Raw genomic sequence first — 20,800 nt, 5'->3', positions numbered from 1 at the left:
TTAACTTAAAGCAACCCATAAATTTGCAGTTCAATTAAATTTATAATTTAAAAGATCGGCATGGGAAAAAGCATACAATTATTCGTCCTTTTTAGTTTATTTTCAACCTTCTTGTTTGCACAAAAAGAAGTAACAATAAGCGGAAAAGTGATTGATAAAGAAACCAATCAACCTTTAGAATACGCTACTATTGCTTTCTTTAGCAAAAAAGAGAATAAAATTGTAACCGGAGGCATTACCAACATGAAAGGTGATTTTTCTATTCCTGTTGCACGTGGACTTTACGATATTACTATTGAATATATTTCGTTTAAAACAATAACTATTACCGATAAAAAACTTGAAAAATCGGAAAACATCGGGTCCTTTTCTTTAGACTTAGATACTGAAGCTTTAGGTGAAGTTGAAATTATTGCCGAACGCACCACAGTAGAAATTAAACTTGACAAAAAAATCTACAATATAGGTAAAGATTTAACTACTGCAGGTGGTACCGTAAGCGATGCTTTAAACAACGTGCCTTCTGTTGCTGTTGATATTGAAGGCGGTATCAGTTTAAGAGGAAACGAAAATGTTAGAATCTTAATTAACGGAAAACCGTCTGCAATGGCTGGTTTTGGAGATACTAATGTTTTAAGTCAATTACCGGCAGAAGCCATTGAACGTGTTGAAGTAATTACATCGCCATCGGCAAGATATGATGCTGAAGGTACGGCGGGTATTTTAAATATTATACTAAGGCAAAAAGAAACATTAGGTGTTAATGGTTCGTTTAACTTAACAGTTGGTGATCCTGAAAACCTTGGTCTTTCAGCAAATTTAAATTACCGTACAGAAAAATTTAATTTATTCTCCAACTTAGGTTATCGTTATGCCGATGAGCCTAGAAATAGTTTTAACGACACCAAATATTTTGATAGAATAGTTGATGGCATTACCGAAACTCCAGAATACGAAAGAATTAGAGAAGATCAAGACGTAACACGTATTAAACGTAGTTATAATGGAAGCCTTGGTATGGAATACTTTTTATCTGATAAAACATCATTAACAGGTAGTGTATTTTATAGATATGGTGAAGATGCCGATTTATCGGAAAATTACAGCGATCGGTTTAATAACGGAAGTATTGTAGAACAAACCTTAAGAAATGAAAAGGAAGATGAAGACGGAGATAGCTACCAACTAGCTTTAAACTATATAACAAAGTTTAATGATGACGGCCATCAATTAACTGCCGATTTACAATTTGAGCAAGGCTCTGAAGAAAAATTAACATCTATTAATGAAGATTATATTTTTACCGACAAAACTAATCCAGATGCTTTTCAGCAAGAAATAGTAAACGAAATTGAAGATGAAAAAGAATACCTATTTCAAGTAGATTATGTTTTACCTATTGGAGAAAACGCCAGGTTTGAAGCCGGTTATAGAGGTAATTTTAAAAATGAAATAAAAGATTATACATTAGAACAAGAAGATATTGCTAATAGCAGCTTTTTTGTAAATGATACCATAACAAACATTTTTGATTATACTGAAAACATAAACGCCCTTTACACACAATACGGTACTAAGCTAGGTAAGTTCTCCTTTTTATTAGGCCTTCGTTTAGAAAACACACAACTTAAAGGTGAAATTAATTCTAGATTATCTAATGAAGAATTACAAGAAGCTTTTGGTTTCCCGATTGATACTAATTTTGATAGAAATTATTTAGGCCTCTTCCCTACAGTTAACTTAATATACAATTTAGCAGGAGCAGATTCTGATGAAGAGGAAAGCGTAACATTAGGTTACAACAGACGAATTAATAGAGCTCGCGGGTATTTTATCAACCCTTTCCCGTCACGTTCTAGCCGAACTAATGTATTTCAAGGAAACCCTAATTTAAGCCCGGCGTTTGCTAGCGCTTTCGATGTAGGTTATTTAAAACGTTGGGATGAATTAACCTTAACAACTTCGGTTTATTACCAACATGAAACAGATTCTTTTGAGCGTGTAGAAGAAAATACAGGTCAACAAACTACCGATGGTATTGATATTATTAGAACCATTCCTGTTAACTTATCATCTAACGATAGAACAGGTGCTGAATTTGGCGTACTATACAATCCTAACAAATGGCTTAGATTAAATACGAGCTTTAACGCCTTTCAATTTAATACTAAGGGGGAATTTAACGGTGTAGATTATAGTGCTAAAAACACAAGTTGGTTTGCTCGTTTTAGTAGTAAAATTGCTTTACCATCTAGCATTGATTGGCAAACAAATGCCTTTTACAAAGGTGCTAGCGAAGATGCACAAAGTATAAATAAAGGAGTGTTTAGTTTAGATTTAGCTTTTAGTAAAGAGATATTAAATGATAATGCGACAATTTCTTTAAATGCAAGAGATATTTTTAATTCTAGAAAAAGAAGAACCTTAACCACTACCGAGTTTTTCCAAAGAGAAAATGAATCGCAATACAGACAACGTCAAATTAATTTATCTTTTAGATACCGTTTTAATCAACAAAAAATGCGTAATGAAAGAAGAAACAATAATGGCGGTGGAGATGACGACATGGACTTCGAAGGATAATAGGAAAACGAAACACTGAGTAAAAAAAAGGAGAGCGATTAGTTATACTAATCGCTCTCCTTTTTTTATGAATATACTTAAATCCTTTTGTCGTACAGTTAAAAGTAAATTGCTTCATAAAACGCATTGCTACAACACATTTATTTAAAACATCCAATTTACAAAACAAAAAAAGGAAGCTCATTGAGCTTCCTTCTTATTATATACTGTCAATTAAATCTTAAGAATTTAATCGTTTAGCTTTTTTCTCTTCTTTAATTTCCTTTAATCTTTCAATTAAAGCACCTCCAACCCAGTAAGGGATTATAAAGGTTACTAAGAAAATCATTAACCAAAATCCAAGGGTTAATATTCCTAAAAATGCTAAAAAGCCTAAATATTGATCAAAATCAAACATAATTGTTGGTGTCTTTTATAAATCTTACGCAAATATAATATAAAGCTTGATGTTATACAATATCAAAATAAAATTTATTAACAGAGTTTTTAACTAATCTAAGTTTGGTTGTGGCGTCATACGTAAATATGGTTTCACTTCTGTAAACCCTTTTGGGAAAATTGCAGGAATATCTGCCGTTGCAATAGCAGGCACTACAACACAATCATCACCATTTTGCCAGTTTGCTGGTGTAGCTACTTTATGGTAAGCTGTTAATTGAAGCGAGTCTACAACACGTAATAACTCATCAAAATTTCTACCTGTAGAAGCTGGATAAGTAATCATTAATTTCACCTTCTTATTATTATCTATTACAAAAACAGAACGCACCGTAAGTTTGCTATCTGCATTTGGGTGAATCATATCATAAAGTTCAGAAACTTTTCCATCTTCATCTGCGATAATTGGGAAATTAACTGTGGTATTTTGAGTTTCATTAATATCTTTAATCCATCCGTGGTGAGATTCTACACCATCAACACTTAAAGCGACCACTTTTACGTTACGTTTTTTAAACTCATCGGTATATCGTGCTACAGTTCCTAACTCGGTAGTACAAACAGGCGTATAATCTGCTGGGTGTGAAAATAATATTCCCCAGCTATCGCCTAACCATTCGTGAAAGTTAATTGTTCCTTCCGATGTTTCTGCTGTAAAATTCGGAGCTTCATCTCCTAATCTAATTGTTGCCATTTTATATTTAGTTTAAAAATTAATTATTATTTAAATTCATTATAAAGATAATTCATTTTTAATAAGGCAAATAATATTTAATCTTATGAATTTGTTAAAAATTCAGTAGAAAAACTAATGTATTTCACGTCAAAAAACAGTCAAATCTATTAACTTTGTAACTCATAATTAAACTAATATTGCCATGAGTTACAGAATTGAAAAAGATACCATGGGCGAGGTAAAAGTACCTGCCGATAAACTTTGGGGAGCACAAACTGAGCGCTCTAGGAATAACTTCAAAATTGGACCATCTGCGTCAATGCCGTTAGAAATAATTTACGGTTTTGCATATTTAAAAAAGGCAGCGGCTTACACCAACTGTGAATTGGGCGTGTTAGCTATTGAAAAACGTGACCATATTGCTAACGTTTGTAATGAAATTCTCGAAGGTAAGCACGACGATCAATTTCCTTTAGTAATTTGGCAAACAGGTTCGGGTACGCAAAGTAACATGAATGTTAATGAGGTTATTGCCAACAGAGCACACCAACTTGCAGGATTTGTTATTGGTGAAGGAGAAAAAACCATTCAACCGAATGATGATGTTAATAAATCGCAATCGTCTAACGACACCTTCCCTACCGGAATGCATATTGCAGCTTACAAAAAAATTGTTGAAAACACCATTCCTGGGGTTAGACAATTACGAGAGACGTTGAAGAAAAAATCGGATGCGTTTAAAAATGTTGTAAAAATTGGACGTACACATTTAATGGATGCAACACCTTTAACATTAGGTCAAGAACTTTCGGGTTATGTAGCACAATTAGATCACGGTATGAACGCTTTAGAAAACACATTAGCGCATTTAAGTGAATTAGCTTTAGGTGGTACAGCAGTTGGAACAGGGTTAAACACACCAAAAGGTTACAGCAAACGTGTTGCTGAATATATCGCAGAATTTACAGGATTACCTTTTGTTACAGCTCCAAATAAATTCGAGGCATTAGCGGCTCACGATGCTTTAGTTGAAACACATGGTGCTTTAAAACAACTTGCGGTATCTTTAAATAAAATAGCTAACGATATTAGAATGATGGCTTCTGGCCCACGTTCAGGTATTGGCGAAATTTCAATTCCTGCCAACGAACCAGGAAGTTCTATTATGCCTGGAAAAGTAAACCCAACACAATGTGAAGCCTTAACTATGGTTTGTGCACAAGTTATAGGTAACGATGTTGCTGTTTCTGTTGGAGGTATGCAAGGCCATTACGAGCTTAACGTTTTTAAACCTGTTATGGCTGCCAATGTTTTACAATCGGCACAATTAATTGGAGATGCTTGTGTTAGTTTTGATGAAAACTGTGCGGTTGGTATCGAGCCAAACCAAGAAGTTATTACTAAACTACTTAATAACTCCTTAATGCTTGTTACCGCTTTAAATACCAAAATTGGTTATTATAAAGCTGCTGAAATTGCAAACACAGCACACGAAAACGGAACCACTTTAAAAGAAGAAGCCGTACGTTTAGGTTATGTTACTCCTGAAGACTACGATGCTTGGGTAAAACCAGAAGATATGGTTGGTGCTTTAAAATAGTATACACAATTTATTTATATAAAAAAAAGCCGATAACTAATGTTATCGGCTTTTTTATGCCGTTAATTAACAGAATAATAAATCAAACTCTAAAAGTCTCATAAAATATTTAACACCTTTATTTTTACTTATTGTAATGGCTTCAAACGGTATACCATAACAACTAATTCATAGTTTTATATGAAGCTGCTACAACCAATTTTATACAATGATAATCCACAAAAAAAGCCCCTCATTTCTGAGGAGCTTTAATGTTATAAATAGGTTTCCGTTTTCACGGAAAAGGAAATGAATTATATTTTCCCGTCCATTTTATCTTTAAGCGCTTGTAAGGCATCATTAGCATCACCTAAAGTTGGTTTTGCTTCTGCTGCTTGAGCTTCTGCTTTACGTACAGCTTGCTTAACAATTTTCGCTTCTTCTGCTCTAAATACTGCAGTATGAGATGCTACAACTCTTTTGAATTCTTTGTTGAATTCAATAATTTTGAATTGTGCTTCTTCACCTTTCTTTAATTTAGTACCATCTTCTTTCTCTAAATGACGAGAAGGAACAAATGCAACGATATCTTCGTTAAATTCGATAGTAGCTCCTTTATCAACAATCTCTGTAAGAGCTGCTGTATGAAGTGTTTCTAAAGCAAATTCAGTTTCGTATTTATCCCAAGGGTTAGAAGTAGTTTGTTTATGTCCTAAAGATAATTTACGACCTTCAACATCTAATTCTAATACAACCACATCTAATTTATCGCCAACAGCGCAGAATTCAGATGGGTGCTTAATTTTCTTAGTCCAAGATAAATCAGAGATATAAATTAATCCGTCAATTCCTTCTTCTAATTCAACAAAAACACCAAAGTTTGTAAAGTTACGTACAATACCTGTATGCTTAGAAGATAATGGGTATTTAGTAGTAATATCTGTCCATGGATCAGCAGATAATTGCTTGATACCTAGAGACATTTTACGATCTTCTCTATCTAAAGTTAAGATTACTGCATCAACTTCATCTCCAACAGAAACGAAATCTTGTGCAGAACGTAAATGTGTAGACCAAGACATTTCAGAAACGTGAATTAATCCTTCAACACCATCAGCAACTTCGATAAATGCACCGTAATCAGCGATTACAACAACTTTACCTTTTACTTTATCACCAACTTTTACCTCTTCAGCTAAAGCTTCCCAAGGATGTTTAGATAATTGTTTAAGACCTAATTGGATTCTTGATTTGTTTTCATCAAAATCAAGGATTACAACGTTAAGTTTTTGATCTAATTCAACAATCTCATTTGGATGGTTGATACGAGACCAAGATAAATCAGTAATGTGAACTAATCCATCAACACCACCAAGATCGATGAATACACCGTAAGAAGTAATATTTTTAACAATACCTTCTAATACTTGACCTTTTTCTAATTGACCAATAATTTCTTTCTTCTGGATTTCAATATCAGCTTCAATTAAAGCTTTATGAGAAACAACTACGTTTTTAAACTCATGGTTGATTTTCACAACTTTGAATTCCATAGTTTTGTTTACGTACTGGTCGTAATCTCTAATTGGCTTAACATCAATTTGAGATCCTGGTAAGAATGCTTCAATTCCGAAAACATCTACAATCATACCACCTTTAGTTCTGCATTTTACAAAACCGTTAACAATTTCTCCAGTTTCGTGTGCTTTATTTACACGATCCCATGCTTTAATTACACGAGCTTTTCTGTGAGATAATACTAACTGACCAGTTGCATCTTCACGCACATCAATTAATACTTCAACTTTATCTCCTACAGATAAACCTGGGTTGTAACGAAATTCGTTTAAAGAAATAACACCTTCAGATTTTGCGTTGATGTCAATAATAGCATCTCTATCAGAAATGTGTACTACTGTACCTTCAACAACTTCATCATTTAAAGTGTCTACGAAATTTTCAGCTACTAATTTTTCAAATTCTAATAATTGCTGACCATCAACTTCATCAATTCCTTCTTCGTAATTGTGCCAGTTAAAATCTGCTAAGAATTTTTCAGGGTTTGCTTTTGCTTCAGATTCAACTGGAGCTCCAACAGTTTGTGCTTCAGTTGCTTCAACTTCAGCTGGGTTTGCGTTTTCCGCCATTTAATTAAATTTAATAATGCTTTTTTATTTGCATCGCTTTCGCGGAAATAAAAACACATTATGTTTTGTATTCTGTCTGTTTTGGAAGATTTAAGCAAGTAACACACAGAAGTGTTATTTTTAAATAAAGTTTCATTCCTTTTCTCTTTCCAATAAATCGCTAAAAGGAGTGCAAAAATACATATTTTCAATCAATTAGCCTAATTTCATTAAAATATTTTAAACTACTGATTACTAGATAAATAATAAAATTAAAAAAAATGTTAAAAATTGGCATCGGTTTTGCTATATTGAACCTGTTAAACAAAATTAAAATCTACACTTATGACAATGAAAGCAAAATACCAACCTGTATTAGATCTAGGCGAAGCTTTAAACATCCAAAATGGTGATGTTAAAGAAGAAAACGGACAATTAAAAGTTACAGGAACAGCAAATACGCCTTATGAAAAGAACTTAATTTGGGACAAAATTAAAGAAATTGGTGGTGATAATCCTTCGGATATTATGGCCGATATTAAAGTAGCCGATGAAACTGTTTTCCATAGACACACTGTAAAAAGCGGTGAAACTTTAGGTAAAATAGCTATTCAGTATTATGGTAAAGCAGCGAAATATCAAGATATTTTTAAAGCAAACTCTGATATTTTAAAGAATCCAGACGTTATTCACCCAGACCAAGAATTAATTATTCCAAATCTATAGGGAATAATTACTTAGAATAAAGAAAACGAACGTCTATTTATTTAGGCGTTCGTTTTTTTATGTTTTATATTGAAGTTTAAAGACTATCTACTGATTTCGGAATCCCTCCTACTTCAAACCTTCAATCGTCATTTTAGCAAGTTTTAATATTTTATCAAACTGTTCTTCTAAAGTCATATCCGTATTATCAATTTCAATAGCATCATCAGCCTTTACTAACGGCGAATCTTCTCGAGTTGAATCTATATGGTCGCGTTCTACCACATTGTGTAAAACATCTTCATACAAGACTTTATCGCCACGTTCTATCAATTCATCAAAACGGCGGATAGCTCTTTTTTCCGCGGAAGCGAGCATAAATAATTTAAGTTCGGCATCTTTAAAAACAACGGTTCCAATATCACGACCGTCCATTACTACGCCTTTATCTAATCCCATTTTTTGTTGTTGTTCTACCAGTTTCTGCCTAACTTCCGAAATGGCAGCCACTTTACTCACAAAGCTGGAAACCTCTAAAGTTCTAATTTGTTTTTCAATATTTTCACCATTCAAGTACACTTCAGCAAAACCTAAACTTTCATTAAATTTAAAGCTAATTGTTATTTTTTCAAGTTGAAAAATTAGCGCTTCAACATTAAAATCATCTTTAGAAATCAATCCATTTTGCATGGCATAAAACGTCACCGCTCTATACATTGCTCCAGAATCCACATATACATAGCCTAAATGTTTTGCCAGCTGTTTGGCTACTGTACTTTTTCCTGTTGAAGAAAATCCGTCGATGGCAATAGTAATTTTATTCATTTATTTTATGTTGAAATGGGATGTTATTAAAAGTTCAAAAATACTTAAAGTGATAGAAAGTATTAAATAAAACCGATTAAATATATTTTGAAAGTAGCTTTTCTAAGTTAAAAATCGAACTTTACTAACTAATTCAAGCCTATTGCAAATCTATTTGCAAGCCAAAAAAGTTCGCATTTGCTGCACTAGTATATTTTGAATGTGTAAAACTGAAACGCATTTTATTCATTTTAATAGAAAGTCCGGCCGAAATGCCCGAAAAATTACGCTGTTCTAAAATTCGTAAATCTTCGCCTCTTCGAAAGTTATAACCGAGCCTAATATTGAATCCGCTTTCCGGAAAAAGTTCGGCACCAATAATTGTATGTCGAATTACTTGACCAATAAACCCTATTTTTTCTGAAGAATTATTCCCGCTTAAATCACTAGTTTCTCTTGCTGGGTTTGGACGAGCAATAGGCCATTCTTGTAAATTTTCGAGTGTTACATGCCAACGTATTGGTACGTGTTCTAACTTTTGCGATAAGCCCAAACTCACCTCAAAAGGTAACGACTCCCTTAAACCGGCATAAGTGGTGATTTGCGTTCCAAAATTACGAACCACCAATGCCGCGTTAAAATCTAAATCTTCATCAATATAAATTAAACCTAAATCGGCCGCAGCTCCAAAAGAACTATATTGTTCCAATTTTGAAGTAATCAGTTTCACGTTTGCTCCAAAATAAAAATCGGTATACCCAATTTGAGTAGCATACCCTACCGATAAAGCCGTTTCGTTTCCGCTAAAAGTTCCTGTAGCATTTCCTTCCTCGTCATAGCCGTCAAATTTCCCATAATTAATATAGGTAATTCCTGCATGGATGGTTTGTGTACGACGATCTAAAGTGTAAGCATAAGCAGCAGTTCCGTAGCCAATACCACCTAAATAACTGGTGTAATTTAAAGCGAGTTGGTTATCCATTTCAATGTTTATGGTCGCGGGGTTGTATAAAGCCTGCGTAACATCGTAATCCACGTTAGTTAACACTTTACCTCCTAAAGCCGCCTGACGTGGCGACGATACCAAGTTTAAAAATTGATACGTCGATTCTCCGCCTAACTGAGCAAAAGCTAGTAAGCCATAAGAACAACATAATAAAGTAGCAATTTTTTTAAACATATATTCGTGCTGCAAAGAAAATAAATCTATCTTAAAACGAGTACATCTATTTTTTATTTTAATTCATAAAAAAACCCCGACAATGTCGAGGCTTTTTAAAATCAAAATATCATTTATAATTCTTTTGCATTTTTCACCTTTTGATCGGTGATGGCAAACTTAATAACGTCGCTCATTTCGGTAACATAATGGAACGTTAAACCTTTTAAATACTCAGGTTTAATTTCTTCAATATCACGTCTATTTTCTTCACACAATAAAATCTCTTTTATTCTGGCGCGTTTTGCTGCTAATATTTTCTCTTTAATACCGCCTACTGGCAATACTTTACCACGCAAAGTAATTTCGCCTGTCATGGCTAAACTTTTCTTTACTTTTTTCTGAGTAAATAAAGACACCAACGAGGTTAACATGGTAACACCAGCACTTGGACCATCTTTTGGAGTGGCACCTTCTGGCACGTGAATGTGAACATTATACTTATCAAAAACCGTTGGATCTATACCAAATTCTTCAGCATTAGATTTTATGTATTCCATAGCAATGGTAGACGATTCCTTCATCACTTTTCCAAGATTTCCAGTAATAGTCATCGCGCCTTTTCCTTTTGAAAGAATCGATTCTATAAACAGAATATCACCACCAACACTGGTCCAAGCTAAACCTGTAACCACACCAGCAACATTATTATTTTCATATTTATCGCGCTCCATTTTAGGACCGCCTAATACTTCAATAATATCTTCATTGCTCACTTTTAGGTTATAATCTTCTTCCATGGCAATACTTTTGGCTGCATAACGTACCATTTTTGCCATTTGTTTATCTAAGCCACGCACGCCTGATTCTCGCGTATAACCTTCAACAATTTTCTCAATTTGTGCCTTACCAATTTTTAAATGATCAGCGGTTAAACCGTGTTCTTTTAATTGTTTTGGCAACAGGTGTCGTTTACCTATTTCTACCTTTTCTTCAATGGTATAACCAGTAACGTTTATAATTTCCATACGGTCGCGTAACGCAGGCTGAATGGTGTTTAAACTGTTTGAAGTCGCAATAAACATCACTTTAGAAAGATCGTAACCCATCTCTAAAAAGTTATCATGAAACTCACTATTTTGTTCTGGATCTAAAACTTCTAACATAGCTGAAGATGGATCGCCTTGATTTGAATTCGATAACTTATCAATTTCATCTAAAACAAAAACAGGATTCGACGTTCCGGCTTTTTTCAAGCTCTGAATAATACGCCCTGGCATGGCACCAATATACGTTTTACGATGACCTCTAATTTCAGCTTCATCACGTAAACCACCAAGAGAAATACGCACATACTCACGCCCTAAAGCTTCGGCAATCGACTTTCCTAAAGATGTTTTACCAACACCTGGAGGCCCGTATAAACAAAGGATAGGCGATTTCATATCATTACGCAACTTTAAAACGGCTAAATATTCTATAATTCTACGTTTCACATCTTCTAAACCAAAATGATCGCGATCTAGAATTTTCATGGCACGTTTTAGATCGAATTTATCTTTACTAAACTTGTTCCATGGTAAATCTAAAAAGAGCTCTAAATAATTTCGTTGAATAGAATATTCGGCCACTTGCGGATTCATGCGTTGCATTTTAGCAACCTCCTTCTCAAAATGTTTAGCGATATCTTTACCCCAAAGTTTATCTTTCGCTTTGGCTTTCATCTCTTCAATTTCCTCATCATGACTTACGCCTCCCAATTCTTCTTGAATGGTTTTCATTTGTTGATGCAAGAAATATTCGCGCTGTTGTTGGCTCATATCCATTTGAACTTTAGACTGAATATCATTCTTAAGTTCTAATTTTTGAAACTCAACATTCATGAATTTCAACGTAGCCAATGCACGAGATTTTAAATCGTCCATTTCTAAAAGCGACTGTTTCTCGGCCACTGAAAGATTCATATTAGACGACACAAAATTGATTAAAAACGAACTGCTTTCAATGTTTTTTATGGCGAATGACGCTTCACTTGGAATATTTGGACTTTCCTTTATAATTTCTAAAGCCAATTCTTTTATCGAATCGATAATAGCAGAAAACTCTTTATTTTTTTTCGCTGGTCTTGCTTCGGAAATGTCTCGGATAGTCGCATTCATGTACGGCTCCTCAGTAAGTACCTCGGCCACTTTAAAACGTTTTTTTCCTTGAATAATAACTGTTACGTTACCATCAGGCATTTTTAAAACACGTAAAATACGAGCTACTGTTCCGGTTTCGTGAATTTCACTTGCCGAAGGATTTTCTACAGCTTCATCTTTTTGAGCGACTACGCCTATTACCTTTCCACCTTTATTAGCATCGTTTATAAGCTTAATAGATTTATCTCTTCCGGCGGTAATTGGAATAACTACACCTGGAAATAAAACCGTATTTCTTAAGGATAAAATTGGCAAAGTTTCTGGCAATTCTTCATTATTAATAGCTTCTTCATCTTCAGGAGTCATTAAGGGAATCAATTCTGAATTTTCATCAAATTCCTGTAATGACAAACTGTCAAGGGTTGTAAATTTAGATTTTTTCATATATATATTTAAGTCAATCTGTCATAAAAACAGATTAATCTTTGAGTTTAACAATTTACGCAAAATATTAAGCTGCTGAAAATCAATTAATTAAAATAAAATTATCACGCTCAATTATATTATAAATTCAATAGCTATGCCATTAATGATTTATCAGGTTAGAATTAAATCTTGCCCATTTTCTTCATTACAAATAATAAAACAATGGGTAATGCTAATAAAACAACCATCAACAAATTAGTTTGCAGAATGCCCGGCGCCAAGATTAATGTGATAAAATAACCACCAATAGCACCTCCAAAATGCGCATCGTGACCAATGTTACCAACCTTGTTTTTCATACCATAAATAGAATATAACAAATACCCAATACCGAAAAGATACGCTGGAATAGGCACAGGAATCATAAACAAATACAGACTCATGTCTGGACGAAATAGAATTGCCGAATAAATAATACCACTTACAGCACCACTGGCACCAACGGCACTATATTGATATTCGTTTTTATGAAAATATAAGGATAATAAATTACCCACCAAAAGACTCCCGATATACACCGCCAAAAAGCCTACAACGCCCAAATAACTCACCACACTAGATGAGAAAAAGTAAAGAGACACCATATTAAACAGTAAATGTTGCATATCGACATGCAGGAAACCAGCACTAAAAAACCTAATTTTCTCGCCACGCTGCACGCCACCAACATTAAATTTATATTTTTCGAAAAAGCTATAATCATTAAATCCTTTATAAGATATAATGACATTTGCGGCAATAATAACAATGGTTATTAAATCTAATTTTCCCATACTTGTATTAATGTTTAAAATTGAATTAACATATATTTGCAAATCTAAAATTATTTCATGCAATTAATAGCTTATATTATTCTTTATCCGTTTTTATGGTTAATTTCTATATTGCCATTTAGATTACTTTATGTGCTTTCGGATGGAGTTTACATAATAATCTATCATATTATCGGTTACAGAAAAAAGGTGGTAACCCATAATTTAAAGCTTGCCTTTCCAAATAAAACAGATCAAGAAATCACTTTAATTCAGAAAAAATTCTATCATCATTTATGCGATATGATTTTAGAAGCTATTAAATCGATTAGTATCTCCGAGGCTGAAATGAAACAGCGTTATGTTTTCACTAACGTGGAAGAAGTCCATAAACTTGAAAAAGAAAACAAAAGTATTATTCTATTAATGGGCCATTATGCTAGTTGGGAATGGATTTTTATCCTGCAAGCCCATGTAAACCATAAAGGCTATGCAGTGTACAAAAAACTAAGCAACAAGTATTTTGATGCTTTAATTAAACGGATTCGTGCTAAATATAACAGCCACTTAATTACTACTAAAGAAACTGTACCCACCCTTTTAAGAGCAAAAGTAAACAACGAACTAACCTTTAATGGTTTTGTTTTCGACCAATCTCCGAAAGCCGAAAAAGCGATTCATTGGCAAAATTTTATGGGAATAAAAGCGCCTGTGCATGTGGGGGCTGAAACTTTAGCCAAGCGTTTGGACATGGCAACAATGTTTTTAAAGGTAAAAAAAATAAAACGTGGCTATTATGAAGCCACGTTTTATGATGTTATAAAAAACCCTAAAGAATATAAAAATTACGAAATCACTGATGCTGCTTTAAAACGTGTTGAGGAACAAATTTATGAGGCGCCAGAGTTTTACTTATGGACTCACAAACGTTGGAAACATAGTGATAAAGTACCTGAAGCGTTTTTATAATTTTATACTTGTCTAGAGATTAGCAATTGCTCCAATTTCAGCGATAAATTTATCAGCTAATGTATCGGCTTCTAATTGCGATTTTGCTTCGGTATAGATTCTAATAATGGGTTCTGTATTACTTTTACGCAAATGCGCCCAACTTTCAGAAAAATCAATTTTCACACCATCTATAGTTGTTAATTGCTCGTTTTGGTAACGTGTTTCAATTTCCTTTAAAATACCGTCAACATCCAAACCTGGGGTTAATTGTATTTTCTTTTTACTCATAAAATAATCTGGATACGTTGCTCTAAGCTCACTCACTTTCATTTGTTTTTCAGCCAATAAACTTAAAAATAATGCCACACCAACAAGAGCATCACGACCGTAATGAGAGTCTGGGTAAATAATACCACCATTACCTTCTCCTCCAATAACCACTTTGTTCTTTTTCATTAGTTTTACAACATTTACCTCGCCAACAGCGCTAGCCTCGTAAGTACCACCATGTTTTTCGGTAACATCGCGCAAGGCACGTGTAGAACTCATATTACTCACCGTATTTCCTGGAGTTTTACTCAATACATAATCGGCACAAGCTACAAGCGTATATTCTTCGCCAAACATGTTTCCGTTTTCGTCCATAAAAGCTAAACGATCTACATCTGGATCAACTACAATTCCGAAATCGGCATTATGTTTTTTAACAGCTTCCGACAAATCAGTTAAGTGTTCCTTTAAAGGTTCTGGATTATGTGGAAATTCGCCGTTTGGTTCGCAGTATAACTTCACCACTTCTACCCCTAAACGTTCTAAAAGTAACGGAATAGCAATACCTCCGGTAGAATTAACACCATCAACAACCACTTTTAAATTCGCTTCTTCAATAGCCGTTACAGTTACTAACTCTAAATCGAGTACCTCTATAATATGTAAATCAATATATGATTTATGCTTAGTAATTTTCCCTAAATCATCTACTTCTGCAAAGCTCATAGCATCACTTTCAGCGATATTTAATATTTTTTCACCTTCAACAGCATCTAGAAACTCACCTTTTTCATCTAATAATTTTAATGCATTCCACTGTTTTGGGTTGTGGCTTGCTGTTAAAATTATTCCGCCATCAGCATGTTCTAACGGCACTGCAATTTCAACCGTTGGCGTGGTCGATAAACCTACGTCCACAACATCAATACCTAAACCAATAAGGGTATTCATTACTAAATTCTGCATCATTTTACCCGAAATACGAGCATCGCGACCTACAACCACTTTATAATTTTCTTTAACACGGTTCTGCTTTAACCAAACACCATAAGCCGATGCAAATTTAACAGCATCTATAGGAGTAAGGTTGTCCCCTACTTTCCCTCCAATGGTGCCTCTAATTCCTGAAATTGATTTTATTAATGTCATAGTCTAGTTTAAAAATTAAAGCACAAATATAGTATTTCATATTCGGAATTCGTAAATTTCCCCAATGAACTATTTAGCACACATTTATCTCTCTGGTCACAACGATTTAGTTACCGTTGGAAATTTTATTGCCGATGGTATTAAAGGTAAAGATTACAAGAAATTTGATAAAAACATACAAATTGGTATTTTATTACACCGAAACATAGACACTTACACCGATGCCCACAAAACCGTAAGACTTAGCACAAAAAGGCTTCACGAAAAATACGGACATTATTCGGGTGTGATTGTCGACATTCTTTACGATCACTTTTTGGCGAAGAATTGGAGCCGATATTCCGATGTTCCTTTAGCTGAATATGTTGATACATTTTACGATTCTTTAGAAGAACATTATAATGTACTTCCGTCACGAATTCAGAAAATGATGCCATATATGATGAGTGATAATTGGTTGTTAAGTTATGCTTCTATTGACGGAATTTCGCGTGTTTTAGATGGCATGAACCGACGTACAAAAAACAGATCAGGCATGAACGAAGCTGTAAACGAACTTGAAATTTTCTATAAAGAATTTGAAGCTGAATTTTCTTCCTTTTTTGATGAACTAATCGCTTTTTCAAAAGAAATGTTAAATGAAATAACTCTAAAATTAAATCAAGATTAATTTATGAAAAACCTCTTATCCCTCTGCTGCTTCCTTGCTATTTTTACTGCTTGTAAAAAAACAGTTAAAATTCCTGAAAAATCACAAAAAACAGGTTTAATCACTGAAAATGCCATGGTAGTTTCAGCGCGTATTGAAGCCTCGAAAATAGGAAACGATATTCTAAAAAAAGGCGGTAATGCTTTTGATGCTATGGCAGCAACCGAACTCGCTTTAGCCGTTGCATACCCATATGCCGGAAATCTTGGTGGTGGTGGTTTTATGGTGTATCGTAAAGCAAATGGAGAAACTGGCGCTATAGATTATCGAGAAAAAGCCCCTATGGCAGCCACGAAAAACATGTTTTTGGATGAAGCTGGCGAGGTTATCCCCGAGAAAAGCACCCTTGGCGCCATGGCTGTTGGTGTTCCTGGAACGGTAGCGGGTGTGTTTGCTGTTCATGAAAAACTAGGAAAACTTCCTATTGCAGACATTCTTAACCCTGTTATTGCCCTCGCAAAAAAAGGCGTTATTGTTACCGAAAAACAAGAAAAACGGATTAAACACTACCAACCTCTTTTCAAAAAAGCAAATAAGGATTCTATCCTTTTTGATAAAGCTTGGAAAGCCAAAGACAGCATTAAATACCCCAACCTTGCCGTAACTTTAGAACGTATTTTAAAAGATGGAAAAGATGGTTTTTACAAAGGAGAAACAGCAAAAATATTAGCCCATTTTATTCAAGAAAATGGCGGTATTATTACTGAAGAAGATTTGGCGAGTTACGAAGCACAATGGCGTACACCTATTAGCTTTACTTACGACGATTTAAAAATAATTTCCATGTCGCCACCATCAAGCGGCGGTGTTTGTTTAGCTCAAATTATGAAAATGATTGAACCTTTTCATCTAGATGAATACGGACACAATTCCTTAAAAACCATTCAAATTATTACTGAAGCAGAACGCCGTGCTTATGCCGATAGATCCTTTTATTTAGGTGATCCTGATTTTGTAAAAATCCCGGTAGAAACATTAATAAATGAAAGCTACCTAGGAGGAAGAATGAATGATTTTTCTTTTGAAAAAGCAACATCTTCAAAGGATATTTCACATGGAAACATCTCTATTATTGAAAGTGTCGAAACAACGCATTATTCTATAATTGATCAATTTGGCAATGCTATTTCAGCAACAACAACCTTAAATGGCGCCTATGGCTCAAAACTATATTGCTCGGAACTTGGCTTTTTTCTAAACAATGAAATGGACGATTTCAGCAGTAAACCGGGAGTCCCTAATATGTTCGGCCTTATTGGTGCCGAAGCCAACAGTATTGCTCCACAAAAACGCATGTTAAGCTCTATGACGCCTACTATTGTTGAAAAAAACGGCGAATTATTTATGTCCGTTGGCACCCCTGGAGGCTCTACCATTATAACTTCCGTTTTACAAACTATATTAAACGTGCATGAGTTTAACATGACTATGCAAGAAGCTGTAAATGCACCACGTTTCCACCATCAATGGTTGCCAGACGATATTAGAATGGAACCTAATTCTTTTGACAAATCAATAATTGCTAATTTGGAAAAATTAGGCTACACTATAAATGAAAAAGACGCACCCGTCATTGGTAAAGTTGATGGTATTCTTGTTTTAGAAAACAAAACCTTAGAAGGCGGCGCCGATTATCGTGGAGATGATACAGCGGTTGGCTTTTAAAACAACAACATCCAATAAGATGTAACAAAACCCCGTTATAAGAAAACCAAAATATTATATCCTTTTGAAAGCAAAAAAAATAATAAAAATCGTTTCTGGTGTTATCGTATTTTTCACACTACCTAGCATTTTACTCTTTGGTTTTCTGTATTTTAAATACAATGAAGATTTACCAACAGGACAACAAGGCGAAGCCGCTGATGCTTTAGCAAAGAACATGCTACAAGCATTAGATTATGAAGCCTATAAAAGCACAAATTACATCGAATGGACGTTCAAGAAAAGACACCACTACCAATGGGACAAACTAAACAATAAATGCACCGTATTTTGGAAAGACAACAAAGTTATACTCGACCTAAACAACCATAATTTAAGCAAAGCCTTTGTGCATGGTTTTAGTGTAGACAAAGACATTTCCGAAGAACTCAAAGCAACAGCACGCTCTTATTTCAATAACGATTCTTTTTGGCTCGTAGCGCCTTATAAAGTTTTTGATACAGGCACAGAACGTCGATTGGTAGCACTACCAAACAACCAATCGGGACTTTTAATTACCTACAAATCGGGAGGCTCTACACCTGGAGATTCTTATTTATGGTTGCTCGATGAAAACAACAAACCAAAAGCCTTTAAAATGTGGACTTCCATTCTACCCATCGACGGTTTAGAAGCGTCTTGGAGCGACTGGAAAACAACCGAAACAGGCGCTTTATTGCCAAGTTTCCATAAGCTTATGGTTTTAGGAATAGAAATAGACCACTTAAAAACTTCAAAATAAACCTCATTAATTTCAATTAAATTTTGTAAATTTAATTCTTCCTAAACAACGGCATTCAAATTTAAAAGCGTGTTTTTCAACAGTTTTGCGCTCAATTTATTTCAAATTAGAAATAAGCCTTAACCGTTTCGATAATTATTGGCTCATATTTTAATTAAATCGATTTATCATGGCTCATAAATTTGTTGGATTATCTAAAGATCACAAAAAAATATTTTTACACACTTATAATACCAACGACAAAAAGTTTAAATCGGAGCGTGAGGTATTATGGGGCGATTGGCTTTCCATAGACGAAAACCAAGATACCAGCACGCTTGGAGCCGGTTGGTTAGCCGTAAAATGGGCAATAAACACACCTAATGAAAAAACACTATATATAAAGGAATCTGACACCTCGAACACGCGACCTTTAGAAATTATTTTTGTAGATGTTGGTCAAGGCGATGGCGCTGTTTTAATATCTCCAGAACGTAATGAAGAAGAACGTATTATGGTGATTGATGCTGGAGAAGGCGAAAACATGAAAACTTTTCTCGAAGGCCGTTTTGCACATAGAGGGTTTCAGTTTGAAGCTGCCATAATTACACATCCAGATAAAGACCATTATTACGGTTTTAAATCCATTTTTGAAAACAAAAAAATTGGTTTTAACACCATTTACCAAAACGGACTAGTTGAACGCCCGGTTAGCGGAACCTTCGCTAAAGTTGGCGGTTTAAAGAAAGACCCTGAAACGAACATAAGTTATATTGAAAATTTAGCAATTGACGACACTGAAATCAAAAAGCATTTTACTGACGAAAGTACTTTTGGTCGTTTTGTTTTTCCAAAAATTATGCATGCCGCACTTAGCAATCCGAAAATAAAAAACTTTAAAATGTTATCTACGGATGCTAGCCAAAGCACTCATGAAAATGGCAGAAAATATATGCCTGGTTTTGCCCCCTCCGATGGAAAAAATTACAGCATTGAAGTTTTAGGCCCCGTAACCAACAGCGACAATCAAGGTAATCTACGTTTAGAAAAAATAAGTAGCTACGGAAAAACAAAAAATGGACATTCCATCATTTTAAGATTGCATTACGGAAAATTTAAAGTGCTATTTGGTGGAGATTTAAACAAACCTGCCGAAAAATTTCTTCTAAAACATTACACACAGCGAAAATCGTTTCCAAAATACGGTTCCGAAGCTTCAAAAAATATGATTGATGAAGCAAAAAACTGGTTTAATGCTGAAGTGATGAAGGTTTGCCACCACGGCGCTTCTGATGTAACCAACGAGTTTATGGAGGCCGTAAATCCTGCCTGCTTTGTAATTTCATCTGGAGATGAAGAAGGACATGTACACCCCAGACCTGACTTATTAGGACGGCTAGGAAAATACGGCAGAGGAGAATCGCCCGTTTTACTCTCAACAGAATTACAGCGTTCTACCAGAGAACATGAAGACCAAAATTTAGTGGCAACTTTAAAAAAGAATATTGCTAAATTAGTCAAAACCCCATCAGAAAAACTCAATGCTTTAATTGATGAAACCATTACCAAATTAGCTAAAACGAATGTATCCGTTTACGGCGCCATCTATCTAAAAACAGATGGAGAACGTTTGATAACAGCTTTCAAAATTGAAGAAAAATCAAAACTGAAAAAATGGTTTTATTTTGAATATAAAATTGATGATTCAGGAGAATTAACACTAATAGGTTAACACTTCATTTTACCTTGTTCTTTTAAATTGCCATCATTAATATGATGCCCAATAACACGTAATTAATGTAAGTCATTTTAAAGTACAACATCGATTCCTTTTCATTTTAAACTCT

General features: G+C 34.4%; 16 protein-coding genes. 8 read left to right on the top strand and 8 right to left on the bottom strand.

Annotated elements, in window-relative coordinates; all coding sequences use genetic code 11:
• Positions 1-60 precede the first annotated feature (60 nt).
• Positions 61-2,583 carry a TonB-dependent receptor gene (locus QWY92_RS15865; protein WP_290273004.1) on the top strand — a complete coding sequence of 841 codons (2,523 nt, stop codon included), beginning with the start codon at positions 61-63 and terminating at the stop codon, positions 2,581-2,583.
• Positions 2,584-2,803: 220 nt separating this feature from the next.
• Here the strand turns inward: QWY92_RS15865 and QWY92_RS15860 are convergent, their stop codons facing one another.
• Together QWY92_RS15860 and QWY92_RS15855 are read right to left on the bottom strand one after the other, a co-directional pair.
• On the bottom strand, positions 2,804-2,980 hold the full coding sequence (locus QWY92_RS15860) for a hypothetical protein (RefSeq protein WP_290273001.1): 177 nt from the start codon (positions 2,978-2,980) through the stop codon (positions 2,804-2,806).
• Between the two features lie 93 nt (positions 2,981-3,073).
• Positions 3,074-3,715, bottom strand: a complete 642-nt coding sequence (locus tag QWY92_RS15855; RefSeq protein WP_290272998.1) for a peroxiredoxin — start codon at positions 3,713-3,715, stop codon at positions 3,074-3,076.
• Positions 3,716-3,899: 184 nt separating this feature from the next.
• Between QWY92_RS15855 and fumC the strand changes: the two genes are divergently transcribed.
• Positions 3,900-5,297 carry a class II fumarate hydratase gene (gene fumC, locus QWY92_RS15850; protein ID WP_290272996.1) on the top strand — a complete coding sequence of 466 codons (1,398 nt, stop codon included), beginning with the start codon at positions 3,900-3,902 and terminating at the stop codon, positions 5,295-5,297.
• 293 nt (positions 5,298-5,590) lie between these two features.
• Here fumC and rpsA read toward each other — a convergent pair whose 3' ends face one another.
• On the bottom strand, positions 5,591-7,423 hold the full coding sequence (rpsA, locus tag QWY92_RS15845) for a 30S ribosomal protein S1 (RefSeq protein WP_290272994.1): 1,833 nt from the start codon (positions 7,421-7,423) through the stop codon (positions 5,591-5,593).
• Positions 7,424-7,747: 324 nt separating this feature from the next.
• On the opposite strand from rpsA, the gene QWY92_RS15840 reads away from it, so the two are divergent.
• Positions 7,748-8,128, top strand: a complete 381-nt coding sequence (locus tag QWY92_RS15840; RefSeq protein WP_290272992.1) for a LysM peptidoglycan-binding domain-containing protein — start codon at positions 7,748-7,750, stop codon at positions 8,126-8,128.
• Positions 8,129-8,236: 108 nt separating this feature from the next.
• On the opposite strand, the gene cmk is transcribed toward QWY92_RS15840, so the two are convergent.
• From cmk to QWY92_RS15820, 4 genes are all read right to left on the bottom strand, one after another.
• Entirely contained in the window at positions 8,237-8,932 is a 696-nt protein-coding gene (gene cmk, locus QWY92_RS15835) for a (d)CMP kinase (RefSeq protein ID WP_290272990.1), read from the bottom strand.
• A gap of 139 nt (positions 8,933-9,071) precedes the next feature.
• Complete coding sequence (gene porQ / locus QWY92_RS15830; protein WP_290272988.1) at positions 9,072-10,091, bottom strand: type IX secretion system protein PorQ; 1,020 nt, start codon at positions 10,089-10,091, stop codon at positions 9,072-9,074.
• A gap of 113 nt (positions 10,092-10,204) precedes the next feature.
• Positions 10,205-12,655, bottom strand: a complete 2,451-nt coding sequence (lon, locus tag QWY92_RS15825) for an endopeptidase La (protein WP_290272986.1) — start codon at positions 12,653-12,655, stop codon at positions 10,205-10,207.
• 164 nt (positions 12,656-12,819) lie between these two features.
• Positions 12,820-13,470: a rhomboid family intramembrane serine protease gene (locus tag QWY92_RS15820; protein ID WP_290272984.1), complete on the bottom strand. Its 651-nt coding sequence runs from the start codon at positions 13,468-13,470 to the stop codon at positions 12,820-12,822.
• A gap of 57 nt (positions 13,471-13,527) precedes the next feature.
• Between QWY92_RS15820 and QWY92_RS15815 the strand changes: the two genes are divergently transcribed.
• A complete protein-coding gene (locus QWY92_RS15815) occupies positions 13,528-14,418 on the top strand; it encodes a lysophospholipid acyltransferase family protein (protein WP_290272982.1) in 891 nt (296 codons plus the stop codon).
• A gap of 12 nt (positions 14,419-14,430) precedes the next feature.
• On the opposite strand, the gene glmM is transcribed toward QWY92_RS15815, so the two are convergent.
• Complete coding sequence (gene glmM / locus QWY92_RS15810; protein ID WP_290272980.1) at positions 14,431-15,819, bottom strand: phosphoglucosamine mutase; 1,389 nt, start codon at positions 15,817-15,819, stop codon at positions 14,431-14,433.
• A gap of 64 nt (positions 15,820-15,883) precedes the next feature.
• Between glmM and QWY92_RS15805 the strand changes: the two genes are divergently transcribed.
• The 4 genes from QWY92_RS15805 (at position 15,884) to QWY92_RS15790 (ending at position 20,685) form a co-directional block, all read left to right on the top strand.
• Positions 15,884-16,489 carry an acyl carrier protein phosphodiesterase gene (locus tag QWY92_RS15805; protein WP_290272978.1) on the top strand — a complete coding sequence of 202 codons (606 nt, stop codon included), beginning with the start codon at positions 15,884-15,886 and terminating at the stop codon, positions 16,487-16,489.
• Positions 16,490-16,492: 3 nt separating this feature from the next.
• Positions 16,493-18,193 carry a gamma-glutamyltransferase gene (gene ggt / locus QWY92_RS15800; protein ID WP_290272976.1) on the top strand — a complete coding sequence of 567 codons (1,701 nt, stop codon included), beginning with the start codon at positions 16,493-16,495 and terminating at the stop codon, positions 18,191-18,193.
• Positions 18,194-18,257: 64 nt separating this feature from the next.
• Positions 18,258-18,974: a hypothetical protein gene (locus QWY92_RS15795; protein ID WP_290272974.1), complete on the top strand. Its 717-nt coding sequence runs from the start codon at positions 18,258-18,260 to the stop codon at positions 18,972-18,974.
• Positions 18,975-19,143: 169 nt separating this feature from the next.
• Positions 19,144-20,685, top strand: a complete 1,542-nt coding sequence (locus QWY92_RS15790; RefSeq protein ID WP_290272972.1) for a ComEC/Rec2 family competence protein — start codon at positions 19,144-19,146, stop codon at positions 20,683-20,685.
• The last annotated feature ends 115 nt before the right edge of the window (positions 20,686-20,800 follow it).

The organism is Algibacter miyuki (assembly GCF_030409805.1).
GTDB lineage: Bacteria > Bacteroidota > Bacteroidia > Flavobacteriales > Flavobacteriaceae > Algibacter > Algibacter miyuki.
Note: the sequence above shows the minus strand (reverse complement) of the source record. Positions and strands in the feature narration are given on the sequence as shown.